Below are 13,030 nucleotides of genomic sequence, written 5' to 3'. Positions count from 1 at the left end.
TGACAAAAGATGAAACAGATAAATAAAATAAAAAATATAGCTTTTGCACTACTGGTATTAACAGGAGCAACAGCATGTAAGAAAGAGTTTTTGGAGGTAAGTCCTACAGCGCAAATTAATGCCAAAGACGCATTCTCTTCGCCTGCAAAAATTCAGGCCGCCATGACTGGTATTTATGATTTGACTACTTTTTCTGGTTACACCAATAACATGATTTTGAGTGCCGATGTAAAAGGTAACGATGTAATGATTGTAAGTGGTGCGGCTAATTATAACCGGTTTGTAGCACAGTATCAGTTTACAGAAACGGTAAATAGTAGCGATGTTTATACTTGGTGGCAATATAGCTATAAAGTGATTTCTAACGCCAACCAGTTTGTGGAGTATATTCCTACGGCGCCAATTCCCGATGCGTTAAAAACGGAGTATTTGGCTGAGGCTAGAGCGTTAAGGGCCATCACTTATTTTTGGTTGATTCGCTGGTTTTCTCAGCCTTATAGCGTAAATCCAAATGCGTTAGGTGTGCCAATTTTAAGAAAGCCACTCGGACCAGATGATGTTTCGCCGGATAGGGGTACAGTAAAACAGGTTTATGATTTTATCATTGAGGACCTGAAGTTTGCGGAAGCGAATTTACCAGCTCGTAGTAATGTTTACAGAGTGAGTCCAGCTGCAATTCAAGGCTATTTGGCTCGTGTTTACTTAAATATGGAAAACTGGCCAGAAGCAAGTAGATACGCGAAATTGGCCAGAGCAACACGTCCTTTGAGTTCGGCAGCTGCTTTGTTAACGGGCTTCAACAACCCAACTTCCGAGTGGATTTACGCCATCAACGTTCGTACGGATGACAACCAAGGATTTTTAATGGTATCGTCTTTTTATGATCCTTACGATGTTGGTTATTCTAGTTTCAGGGTAACTGATAATTTCTTTGATTCGTTTGCAGCAAATGATGAGCGTAAAAAGCAATTTTTAGTAAAGAGCAGTCCAACTGCAGCGGCCAGTACGGGTGCCTATCGCAGAAGGGGTGAAGGCTGGTTGATCAATAAGTTCGATTTTACAACTACCAACGCTAACAATCAAGTGTTAATGCGTTCATCTGAAATGTATTTGATCGAAGCGGAGGCAGAAGCTCGTCAAGGAGTAGCTAACGAGCCAGCGGCAAAAGCAGCGTTATTGGCAATACAGCAACGTGCTGGCGTGGCAACTGTTGTATCAGCAAATACTGGTAATGCCCTTATTGAAGAAATTTTGACCGAAAGAAATAAGGAGCTATTTGGTGAGGGACATAAGTTTTTCGACTTGTTGCGCACCAAAAAAGGCGTAGATAGAACAGGGTCAACAGTACATTGGAGAATTGTGAACTTCGCATCGGGAGCAAACAGATTGGTGTCTCCACTTCCTCAAACTGAGTTGGATGCCAACCCTGTGTTAAAACCACAGCAAAATCCAGGTTACTAACACCTTCCATATTATAAGCTTTAAGAGGCTGTCTCAAGATATTTGAGATAGCCTCTTTTTTTATTTCTAATAAATCTGGTAATCAATACTATAGGTGTTTTTTGCATATCGTTTATTAAAGATTTGACCGAGATTTAGGCTAATAAACATACAAAATGATGAAACAGAAAATTCTAGCGGTGCTGATACTAGGTGTCACCATCGTAAACACACTTAAAGCGAATGACAAACCAGGCGCCAATACCTATCAAAGTGTAGTGAAAGCTTATATGCAGAGTTATCTCAGTAATGATTATAAGAAGTTTAAAAGCCTGCTCAGCGATGATGCTCTTTTCTCATTTAACAGAGATGTAAGAGTGGTTAAGCATGATGCTGCGGCCATTATTGCCGAAATGAAGAAGAATGGCGGAACTGTACAGCAAAGCTGTGAAATTAGCTCAAAAGTGTTGACTGCAACAGAGGGTTTGGTAATGGCCGAAGTGAATGTAAATTACAAAGGCTTCGACGGAAAGCACAAAAACTATTTGGTATTGGAGCGTGATAAAAATGGCGATTGGAAGATTACCAATATCTATCGGCTTTTTGTTAACGGTTCGGACGATAAGGCCGAGAAGGTTATCGTTTAAAAGCTTATTCCCTTTCGAAAGAAGTTTAACTTAATTGAACAAATGATAGCAATTAAGAATGTTCCAAGGGTGATAACGTCAACCGTTGTATCGGGAATGCTTGATCCAGTAATATTATCTAATTGATATTTCACAAACGAATTGGGCAAGTTAGTTTCGCCCAATTTGCTTTTGATTTGCCACTGCCAATCGGTAACTGGGCAATAGCCTATGCCATACCAAATACCTAAAAAAAGCCAACAAAATAGCGTAGTGCCAACAATGTATAAATGTAGCCTCCGTGTTTTTGGCCAAATCCAAAGCAAAAGGTTGGCACCAATAATGACGAGGTGTATGAAAGTGAAAGTATAATCTAAAAGCCGTAGGCTCACAGCTGTCCAGCCTTTACAGATTTTAATCCCTCAATGCCTACAATCTTTTCTTCTTCTTCTCCCTTTTTAGCTTTTTTCTTCTTTTTAGGATCGATACCTGCTAAACGCTCTTCTACCACTTTGTCATATTCAATCACTTGCTCAGGTTTTAATACCGCTTTGATGCTTTTGTTGGTTTCGTTATTTAAACGATAAAGCTTAGTTACTTCTTCATCATTATAACCTGTAGCCTGTTGTTTTTTCATCAGGGTTACCTGCTCTTTAGCTAAATTATAAGCATAGTTATAAATTACGCTTTTTTGGGTTGAGCTTAATTTTAATCTGGTTTCAAGCTCATCTACATTTTTTTTAGCCAATTCTTCTGGAGTAGGCATTTTGTTCGCTTGTGCTAAAGCTACCGTTGCCATTATTGTAAGTAGGAAAAGAGCAGATAAAAACTTTTTCATTATAAATCACTTTAAAAACCGCAATTTAATAAAATTTAAGGCAAGTGAAAAATATAGTGTCTTTTAGAACGTGTGGCCAATTAAGTTTTGCGATAACAGGAAATTAATGACACAAAAAAATCCCGCTCTTTAAATGAACGGGATTATATCGAAACGCCATTTTACTGACGCGTGAGTATTTCTTATTTGTTAACGTACATCACTTCTTTAACCGCTTTAACAACTTTTTCAGCGTTTGGTAAGCTGGCAGCAATTAAAGTAGGTGCATATGGAAGTGGAACATCAGCACAAGTAACGCGAATTACAGGAGCGTCTAAATGGTCAAATGCGTTTTTCTGTACGTTAAATGCAATTTCTGAAGAGATAGACGCTAAAGGCCAAGCCTCCTCAACTACAACTAAACGGTTTGTTTTCTTAACAGAGTTGATGATTGTAGCATAATCAATTGGACGTACTGTACGTAGATCGATTACCTCAGCGTTGATGCCTTCTTTTGTAAGCTCCTCAATAGCTGGGTTAACCACACGAGTTAACATTTTACCAAAAGTAACGATGGTTACATCAGTACCTTCTTTTACTACGTGAGCTTTTCCAAGTTCTAAGTAATATTCTTCAGCGGGAACATCTCCTTTATCGCCATACATTACTTCCGATTCCATGAAAATTACTGGATCTGGATCTAAGATAGCTTGTTTAAGTAAACCTTTTGCATCATAAGGCGTCGCTGGAACTACCACTTTCAAACCTGGGCAGTTGGCATACCAGTTTTCAAAGTTTTGTGAGTGCTGAGCTGCTAATTGACCAGCGTTACCGGTTGGGCCACGGAAAACAATTGGAACTGAAAATTGACCGCCACTCATTGATAGCATTTTAGCAGCTGAGTTGATGATTTGGTCAATAGCCACCAACGAGAAGTTGAACGTCATGAACTCGATGATTGGTTTTAAACCGTTCATTGCTGCTCCAATTCCGATACCTGCAAAACCAAGCTCGGCAATTGGCGTATCGATAATGCGTTTGTCGCCAAACTCATCTAACATACCCTGACTAACCTTATAGGCTCCGTTATATTGCGCAACCTCTTCGCCCATCATGAAAATGTTCTCATCTTTGCGCATTTCTTCGCTCAATGCTTCGCGTAATGCTTCTCTGAATTGGATTTCTCTCATTGTTTTGTTGAAAATTAACGTCGCAAATATAATTATTAGTTTATTGCTTTGCAAAGGTTCAAAAAGCTCGTAATTGTAATATTATATTTCGCTTTTTAGCAGTAGAAAATGTTTTAAATGAGTGCTTTTGCCAAATGAAAATCTGAAATATGCTTAGCTGCGTTTCGAGATGTCTTCCCCAAAATGGATAATGTTGCCATTATTGTCTAAAATAGAAAATTGGCGCATGCCCCAAGGTTTGCTTTCTAGTTTTCCATTTGGATGAATCAGATTTTTCGCCTGATATTCGGAATAGAGTAAGTCAACCTCAGTGACATTTACATAGCAGCCCGTATTTTTAGGAACATCTTCGTCGCTGGTTGGCCACAAGTGAATTTGAATAGCATCTCTGCTGAAAATAAGGTAGCCGTCCCAATTATTGTGGAATGTGAAACCCATTTCTTGGGTATAAAATTGTATGGTCTCCTCAGCATTTAGCGAAGCGAGGATGGGTACTGCAGTTTGTAACATATTATAAATTTTCTAAGTCTTCTAGGTCCTTGGCTCGTCAAGCAGACCTTTGTTAATATTGTTATTTCTTGAAGAAGCGGAAAAAGCAGTTTTTGTCTAGTTGCGGAAGATCTTGCTCTGGGTAATTGAAAACTATGCTATTCAAGTAATTTGTAATTTTTAAGCGTTCTTGCCATATAAGCGCTTTATAAAATTCAGCATGAGATTTTGCCGCCTGTTCTACTGTTTGAGGTTTAAAAGCTGTGCTGTCTAAACGATACACACAATATAACGCTTTATTGTATACGATTTTTAATGTAATATTCAGAGTCTAAGTCCTCTCCCTGAAAGCTCATCTCTTTTTGTACAAGCCGGTCAAACAGATAGTTGTTTCTCAGTAGAATTTTTCTAGAGTTTTCATTTCTAGGGTCAATTTTCGCTTCTATGGTTTGCAGGTTGATCTGTGCAAAGCCGAACTTCTCTACTTCCAAAATAGCTTCGGGTACGTACCCTTTTCCCCAATAGCTAGGATGTAACATATAGCCTATTTCGGCCTTGTTTTGTTCAGGGTAGAAATTTACAAAGCCCATAATTCCAAATATCTCTGATGGATCAATTGCGTTCGTAATTGCCCAGTTGATAGATTTGCCTTCGTTAATGCCATCCGTAAGCATTTTTACCACTACAAGCGCATCGTCCAAAGTTTTAGCTCTTGGTCTTGGAATATACTGCATGGCTTCTTCATTACCCCTAATTCGCGTTACTGATTTAGCATCAGTTGGCATTACTTGCCGTAGAAGCAAACGTTCAGTTTTTAATTCTGGGAATGGATGGAAGTTTAAATTCAGCATGATGCAATTTAGGATTTTAGTTCAGTTTTTATGCTCTCCGACAGTTTGAAATCCATATCTTGTTGTAAACTCATTCCATTCATTTTCAAAAGATTTCTTGGCATGATGCTGCTCTTGATTTTTAATGTAGGCAATGACCTTTGGCACAATTGATTCGCTTACGGAAATGGCAAAATAGTCATCCTGCCACATGAAATGCTGCTTTGTAAGTTGGTTTTTGTTGATCCAAAAGGCGGATTCTCCTTTAATAAGCTGTGCAATTTTGGCAATGGTTTGGTCTCTTCCTAACACAATTAGGCAATGCATATGGTCTGTGTAGCCATTAATTGATTGAAGGTAAATAGATTTTTCTTTGCAGTTTTGGATAATGTGTTTCTGGATTTTGTATCTAATATCTTTAGATAGCAAAGGAATCCTGTGCTTGGTCGCAAATACGAGATGCACCCAAATTCTGGTGTATGACATAGTTTTTCATTTGGTGTAACCAAGATAGCAAAATGTTATTAATCATCAGCGATTTAACCGCAAAAATTTGGCTAAAGCCTTTTTTAATTCATCATTCCCCCCGTCAACTGAAGCCGACGGCAATGAAAATCTAATCATTCAATTTATTGCTATGTGCTCAGTGTGGAGAGAATATCCAGAAGAATATTATTTATTGCTGTTGGCTTCAGCTAATGGATCTAAATCAAATCTATCAATTCATTTGGCGCTGGCTTTGTTCAAAGAAATATCTCAAAAATAGATTTATTCATTGCTGTGTTGGCTTCAGCTAATGGATCTAAATCAAATCTACCAATTCATTTGGCGCTGGCTTTGCTCAAAGAAATATCTCAAAAAATAGATCTATTCATTGCTGTTGGCTTCAGCTAATGGATCTAAATCAAATCTACCAATTCATTTGGCGCTGGCTTTGCTCAAAGAAAATCTCGAAGAATAGATCTATTCATTGCTGTTGGCTTCAGCCAGTGGATCTAAATCAAATCTACCAATTCATTTGGCGCTGGCTTTGCTCAAAGAAATACCTCGAAGAATAGATCTATTCATTGCTGTTGGCTCAATTGCTAACAAAAATTGAATCATCCAATTTATTGCTATGTGCTAAGCAATATCTAAAAAAATGGATCTATTCATTGCTGTTGGCTTCAGCCAACAGACACAAATATTATGCTAGGCATTAAATAAAGTTTTGTAAATAGAATAGGTATAATTATCTGGTTGCTGACTAGCTCTAAAAGGTACATTGAGATCAAAAAGCTCAGCTACCTTGGCCTGCAGCTCCGATAAAAACAAAGGCTTCACTTCCGCCAAGTACGCTTCCGATAGTGTAGATTTTCTGGAGCGAAAATATACGTTCCCATCGCTCATCGTTTTTACCACAAATAGGTTGGGTTCCACGCCAGTTCTTCCGGATTGCCTTTCGTAAGCGTAAGTATAAATCAAGGTCTGTATCAACGCTTTGTTGATGTTTTTTCCATCGGTATTAAAAAGCTTGTCGATGTCAGAAAAAGTTAGCTTGTCGCTGCCCGTTTTATAGTCCACAATACGAACCACCCCATTGCGTTCATCTACACGGTCAATAAATCCAAAAAGCTTCACCTGTTCTTTTTTTCCATTCAATTCAAACTCCAGTTCTGTGCTAATTTTCTCTTCCAAACTTAAGATAGTAAATGGCGCATCAGCTTCATCTCTGTTTAAAATGATATCTGTATAGGCTTCAACAATAGACAAAATAACCTTTTGCATTCCCGAGTATTCCAGTGTACTCTCTTCTTTATTAGTCATTACGAAGTTAAATGCCTTGCTGATAAGGTCTTTAATTCCTTTTCGTTTCAACTTGATGATTTCAGTCGTAACTTCCTTGTTGATCTCGGTTTTGTAGAAGTACTCCATCGTTTTGTGCAATATCGACCCAATTTGATTGGCTTCAATTACTGCGGTTACCTCTTCCGGCTCCTTAATTTCAGCGATATATCGGAAAAAGAAATCAATTGGATTTGAAATATACATGGTAAGTGCCGAAGGGGATAAAACCCGCTCGCCACTTAAGTACCGTTGCAATGCCTTTTGTACGTCTGGGTAGGTTTTGTCAACAAGAAATTCTTCTTTAGCTTCAGTGGCAATTGACAAATCTAAATTTTTATAGTTGAATTCAAATGGGCTTTCGTATTCCAATTGTCTTAATATTCTGCTAACTTCACCTGAGTTGCTTTCGTCGGTTAGGCTGTTATAGACAAAATTGATATTATAAGCTCGTTGTAATAGACGATATACCATGTACGATGAAATGGCATCAAGGTTTTCCAACACTGGCAGCCCATAAGCTCTTCGAATATTATCTGGGATAAAACTATTTCCAATGGAGGTTTTTGGGATGATACCCTCATTAAATCCTAAAAATATCACGTTGTCGAAATTCAAATTTCGGCTCTCCAATAAACCCATTAGCTGAACTCCTTTTAGGGGATCGCCGCTTAACGGAACCGACACGCCCTGCAAAGATTTCTGTATGAGCTGTACTACAAAGTGAAACTCTTCTTTTGCTAAAAATCCCTTCAAGGTATCATTAAGCCTGGTGAGCTCTTCAATGGTTTTCACGAATAAATCAGCATCAATTTTTTTGAGTGATTTTTGGGTAGAAAGGCGTGAAAGCAAGTACCTCATCACTTTTAGGAGTTCGTTCACCAGGCCGTCGGGTTCATTTACTTTATCATAAAACAACTCGAAAATACCACCTTGTTTTCTTAATCGAGCTAAATCAATGCTGATCACATTGTCTTTAAGTAGCGCTTCCTGAATGTTGGTTTTTAGTTTAGTGGTAAGTCCGGTTAGCGGATGTGTCACGAAAGCTTCTAAAGTTTGGTAACTAACCGCATCATTATCTCTAAGCTCAAGCTGCGTAGTAAGCCATAAATCGGCCAAACCGAAAACCGTTGAGCTAGCTAGGGCAAAACCCATTGTAACATTTACCTCAATATCTTCCGTAATGGTTTGCAACGCTGGCATTAGCAAACTTTCATCCGCTAGGATTACGGCGGTGGTTCCTATCTCCTCGGTATTATCGTCTTTTGTAATAATTTGATTTAAGATTTTCGCTTGGGCACATTGTCCTTGCACTTTGTAAACATTTACCGCATGCTTTTCAGAAATAAAGCTATTATGGTGATGTTCAAACACATTTTTTAGTCCAAGTTGATTTAGATTCTTACGTAAAAACAATCCAGCTTCTTGTAATTCATCTTTTAAATAATAATCGTCGGTGTCAAAGTAAAAAAGCGCTTTATCCGCCTCTTGCAGTTGTGTAAAAACCTTCGCTTCAGCACGAGTTAATGCATTGAAGCCTACAAATACAATCTTTCCTTTGTCAAAGTTTTTGATGAAATCTAGATTGGCTAAATCTGTATTTGCCAAGTGGCGATATACCTGCCCGTTGGTAATATAGTTTTTTGAGCGCAGCTCTTCATGAAATTGATGGTAGAGTTGCGGCATCCTACGCCACATTTTAATGAATAGTTCTTGCTGTTTCTTATGCTTTCCTTGGCTGTACGACTGCCAAAACTGCGCTAAAAAATCATATTGTTCTTTAGAAAGATAATCGAACTCCAAGTTGATTTGCGCTATGTCTTCCATTTCTTTGTAAAGCTGGTCGGCATTAACCAAATCATTGTCAATCTGCGCAAAATCGCTGAGAATTATCTTCGCCAATGGGAAAAACTGACTGCTTTTCATTGCAGGTAAACCTTCCTTAGCCAACAGCTCGTTGTATATTTTTAGCAGCGTAAAAAACTGCAAATAAAAATCGGCAACCCTTTCTTTTAAGCTGCCCGAAAAAAACTCTTGTATGGTATATATCGCTGGACTAAAAAAAGGCTTTTTTATAATGTCCGCCAAGTATTTTCTTAAGTAGGTAGCAGGGCGGTTATTGTTAAAAACGATAGCGCAATGCTGTAAATCGTCGCCAAATTTGGCAATTAAATCTTGGGCAACTTCTTTTAAAAACGGGGTCATAACTTATCTCTCCTGTCATTCTGAGCATAGCGAAGAATCTATCTTTCCTTTATCATCCGAATAACGAAAATGTATATTAAATTTCTTTCAATTCTTGCGTTACTGCATAAAACAAATAACATTCTACTTTAGAAAAGCCCATTTGTGTTAACAAGCTTTTATAGTTCAAAATTTGCTCAATGTGTTGGTCTGTTTGTTCAAGCGTAAACTTATAATCAATAATCGCCACACCATTACGATGCATCACAATTCTATCCGGTCGGTGCAATTTGCCGCTGGCATCTACAATGTTTTTTTCTATAATGTTATCGGTAGATTCCGCTAGCAAAGCTTTCAACTCCGGATGATTGAGCACCTCCATCACACTCTGCTTTATTTCATCAAGTTCACTTTCGGCAATGCTCCCATTGGTCAGCATTTCAAACAAACAATCATCCACTTCAGCTTGAGTAGTGGCATTAGCTAAAACTTCATGCTTAATAGATCCCAAGCGCCCCGATTGCTCAATGTTAAGCGCATGTTGCAGGTGGCGTTCTTGTGGAGCCACATACAATGCCGATAATCGATTGGTAGTAGGGTAGGCGTCCAATTCAAATCGGTTGTTTTCCAATGGTTTAGTTGCTTCTATCACATCGTCAACAAGCTCATATCTATTGCTGGCACTAAAGCCATCTTCATCTGCAGGATTTAATGCCGTAACTACTTGAGCCAACGCATCTCCTACGGAAGTGATTACGGCGGCGTCTTTCTTTTCCATTACCGAGAGGTAAAGGTAATCCTTAGCCCTAGTGGTAGCAACATACAACATGTTAAGCGCATCCAAATTGCTATCCAAAACTTCCTTATAGTAAGCCTTAGCAATAGTGGAATTGCTCAGTTCTTCTGCAAATTTTAATGGGATGCCGCCCAGTTCTTTGTACACGGTATCAGCTGCAGAAACCCAAAAAATGGAGTTGGCTTTTGTTTTTAATTCCCAGTTACAAAAAGGAACAAACACTGCCCTAAACGCCAATCCTTTTGATTTGTGAATGGTAATTACCTGCACTGCATCAGCTTCATCGGGCGATGGAAGTGATTTTTTTACACCATCTTCATCCCACCACGAAAGGAAATTAACGATACCTTTTTCGCCTAAACGTGTTGCATTAGCAATTAAATCTCTAAATGCTAGCAGGTAAGGAATGTGTTGCTTTTTATCGGCAATGCCATAGGCATCAATTAGATTTTCCACCAATTCAACCAAAGGCAGCTGCATCCAGTTTTGCCAATTTTCGCAGAGCGATTTTGGCAATAAATCAGAGAGGCTGCTCAATGATTTTCCTGTTAAGCCTATATAGGCGCTTGGTTTAGTCTCCTTTTGATGTAAACGATGAAATAGCGCAATACAATTAGCTTTGTAGAGCGCAGTTTGAGTATCAATACCTACTAAAACTTTTAAGCTATTGATGATCAGTTGCACTGCACTATTGTTTGCTACCATTAGTGCTTCACCAGATAAAACCGGAATGTTTTGCTCCATTAACCTGGTAACGCATAGCATTGCTTCGAAATTTGATCGAACCAAAATGGCGATATCTTTTGCTTGATAGGAATTTTCAGTTTTTAGCAGTTTAATTTCGTTGATTACATCTTGCAATGCAATTTCTTTATAAACCGTTTCGGTGAATCTTTCAATATCTTCTGGCGCATCTGCTTTGCCGAAACGTTTTACTTTGATGGTCCCGCCTTGTTTGGTAAAGGGCGATGATTTTTGTTCAGCATTGCCATAAACTGAGGTAACAATGTCGCTGAAGCCGTTTTCGTCCCACCACTCTAATAATTCGTCCGATTTCTCAGTAACATTAACGTTGAGTTGATTTTGCACCAGCAGTGGCAATGATCGATAGAGGTAGTTGTTAAATTTTATAATGTTTTCAGTACTTCGATAGTTTTCTGCCAAGTTATCGTTGAGCACGTGATGTGCACCTATTTCTTTTTCGGCCTGTTGGTGCAGGATATTCCAATCGCCATTGCGCCACCGATAAATGGATTGTTTGGTGTCGCCCACAATTAAGTTATCGATATGCTTTTGACTTGGCGAAGCCATTGCATTGGATAAGATGGAACGAAAGCTTTTCCATTGGTTTACCGAGGTGTCTTGAAATTCATCAAACAAAAAGTTTCGATATTTATTTCCTACTTTTTCCCAAATGAAAGATGGATTTTCGCCGGCATCATCTGTAATTCCCGTGATCAATTTTTGTGCATCGCTGATGAGCAGATTGTCGTTTTCATTACGGTAATCGCTTAGTAGCACCGCAACTTCCTGCATCAGGCGCAAATAGTACAGGTTTTTATTAAAAGCTACAGACAGACTGTAGTTGGCCAGATTTTCTGAATGAAAGGATTTGATCCCTTTCAGTTTCGTATTTAATTCATCGTAAAACGAAGGTAGTTCAACGCCTTTTTGGAACCATTCGTTAGGCTCGTCAATAAATTTGAAAATTGCATCTAGTTTGGAGAAATCACCTTTTGAAAGATGCTGTAATTTAAGCAGTCCATTTCTGGATTTTCCTTTGAGCTGATCAGCCGTAATGTGGTGGTTCTCGAAACTTTGCCATGCTGCGGCGCCTAGTTCCTTCAATCTATCCTGAAAATGGTTGATTTGAGCTTTGGTAATACCGATGTAGTTTTTGAAGAGTTCATCTAAACTTTCTAGGCCCAAAGCATTTATCGCCGTTTCAAAAATCTCGTAGCTATCTTTGAAAACTTCGTTAATTAAGTTACTAAGTTCAGTTTTATAGTTCCAGCTTTTGTTCTCCCCAATGCGTTCTAAAGCCAAATCTATAATCCACTGTAGCAGTTGCTGGTTGTCATTTAAGCTATCGTCCAGTTTTTGTACCAGTTCATCCTTCACCTTGTCGTAGTTCATTTCCAAGGTATAATCGGCGTTTAGGCCCAGTTCAAAAGCAAAGCCACGAATCACTTTTTGTACAAACCCGTCGATAGTGCTTACGGCAAACCTGCTATAGTCGTGCAGAATTTTCCGGTAAACCTTATCGGCTTTTAGCTTTAGTTCTTCTGCATTCAAATCGGGGTGTGCAGCAAGTACAATTTTACGGTAGTCTTCAATTTTTTTGGAAGAGTCGCCAGTAGCAAAACCTTTTAAAACCTCAAGTATTCGGGTTTTCATTTCCTCCGTGGCTTTGTTGGTAAATGTTACCGCCAATATCTCTCGATACTTGTTTTCGCCACTAAAAAGCAAACTTAAATAATGCGCAGCCAAACTAAAGGTTTTACCTGAGCCCGCCGATGCTTGTAATATTTTAAGAGGTTTTACCGCCATTTTAAGTTGTTATGTTGAAGACACCGTCTTTTCTCCGTTCAGATGAAGAGCGTATTGGCTGTGCAATTCTCCTTTCTTAAAAAGGTAGTCGAACACCGGGGCGTTTATAAGCACACTCCATAGTTTTCGATAGTAAATGCCCTAATCCAATCGACACAAAATCCATATTTTTACGCACATCTACAACTCTTATTCAATAAACTTTTAATCCTAGAGAAGTTAGGGATGTTTCTCTTAGCTCATCTTAAACTTCATCGAATCGTGGCGCAATCTCTGAGAAAGTT

Annotated in this window: 11 protein-coding genes; 3 read left to right on the top strand and 8 right to left on the bottom strand. The window is 38.7% G+C overall.

The window, feature by feature from the left end:
• Positions 1-9 precede the first annotated feature (9 nt).
• Together ACY2A0_RS07465 and ACY2A0_RS07460 are read left to right on the top strand one after the other, a co-directional pair.
• Positions 10-1,461: a RagB/SusD family nutrient uptake outer membrane protein gene (locus tag ACY2A0_RS07465; protein ID WP_461788933.1), complete on the top strand. Its 1,452-nt coding sequence runs from the start codon at positions 10-12 to the stop codon at positions 1,459-1,461.
• A gap of 155 nt (positions 1,462-1,616) precedes the next feature.
• The gene (locus tag ACY2A0_RS07460) at positions 1,617-2,087 is read left to right on the top strand and encodes a Cif family virulence factor (RefSeq protein WP_461788932.1); all 471 of its coding nucleotides are present in this window, start codon (positions 1,617-1,619) and stop codon (positions 2,085-2,087) included.
• On the opposite strand, the gene ACY2A0_RS07455 is transcribed toward ACY2A0_RS07460, so the two are convergent.
• The 6 genes from ACY2A0_RS07455 to tnpA form a co-directional block, all read right to left on the bottom strand.
• On the bottom strand, positions 2,084-2,458 hold the full coding sequence (locus tag ACY2A0_RS07455; protein ID WP_461788931.1) for a DUF2784 domain-containing protein: 375 nt from the start codon (positions 2,456-2,458) through the stop codon (positions 2,084-2,086). The two genes, ACY2A0_RS07460 and ACY2A0_RS07455, sit on opposite strands and share 4 nt — an antisense overlap.
• Positions 2,455-2,904 (bottom strand): hypothetical protein, encoded by a 450-nt coding sequence (locus ACY2A0_RS07450; RefSeq protein ID WP_461788930.1) that lies wholly within the window; start codon positions 2,902-2,904, stop codon positions 2,455-2,457. Before ACY2A0_RS07450 ends, ACY2A0_RS07455 begins: the two co-directional genes overlap by 4 nt.
• Before the next feature lie 182 nt (positions 2,905-3,086).
• Positions 3,087-4,073, bottom strand: a complete 987-nt coding sequence (locus ACY2A0_RS07445) for a pyruvate dehydrogenase complex E1 component subunit beta (protein WP_461788929.1) — start codon at positions 4,071-4,073, stop codon at positions 3,087-3,089.
• 153 nt (positions 4,074-4,226) lie between these two features.
• Positions 4,227-4,583: a bleomycin resistance protein gene (locus ACY2A0_RS07440; protein WP_461788928.1), complete on the bottom strand. Its 357-nt coding sequence runs from the start codon at positions 4,581-4,583 to the stop codon at positions 4,227-4,229.
• Between the two features lie 275 nt (positions 4,584-4,858).
• On the bottom strand, positions 4,859-5,413 hold the full coding sequence (locus ACY2A0_RS07435; RefSeq protein ID WP_461788927.1) for a GNAT family N-acetyltransferase: 555 nt from the start codon (positions 5,411-5,413) through the stop codon (positions 4,859-4,861).
• A 21-nt stretch (positions 5,414-5,434) separates the two neighbouring features.
• Positions 5,435-5,878, bottom strand: coding sequence for an IS200/IS605 family transposase (tnpA, locus tag ACY2A0_RS07430; protein ID WP_461788926.1), 444 nt, complete (start codon positions 5,876-5,878; stop codon positions 5,435-5,437).
• Positions 5,879-5,945: 67 nt separating this feature from the next.
• Between tnpA and ACY2A0_RS07425 the strand changes: the two genes are divergently transcribed.
• Positions 5,946-6,158 (top strand): hypothetical protein, encoded by a 213-nt coding sequence (locus ACY2A0_RS07425; protein ID WP_461788925.1) that lies wholly within the window; start codon positions 5,946-5,948, stop codon positions 6,156-6,158.
• 425 nt (positions 6,159-6,583) lie between these two features.
• Here the strand turns inward: ACY2A0_RS07425 and ACY2A0_RS07420 are convergent, their stop codons facing one another.
• Complete coding sequence (locus ACY2A0_RS07420) at positions 6,584-9,421, bottom strand: PD-(D/E)XK nuclease family protein (protein ID WP_461788924.1); 2,838 nt, start codon at positions 9,419-9,421, stop codon at positions 6,584-6,586.
• A 76-nt stretch (positions 9,422-9,497) separates the two neighbouring features.
• Positions 9,498-12,746, bottom strand: coding sequence for a UvrD-helicase domain-containing protein (locus ACY2A0_RS07415; protein WP_461788923.1), 3,249 nt, complete (start codon positions 12,744-12,746; stop codon positions 9,498-9,500).
• Positions 12,747-13,030 lie beyond the last annotated feature (284 nt).

Source organism: Pedobacter sp., from assembly GCF_965249885.1.
GTDB lineage: Bacteria > Bacteroidota > Bacteroidia > Sphingobacteriales > Sphingobacteriaceae > Pedobacter.
The sequence above is the reverse complement of the archived record's forward strand: the minus strand, read 5'-3'. Positions and strand labels throughout refer to the sequence as shown.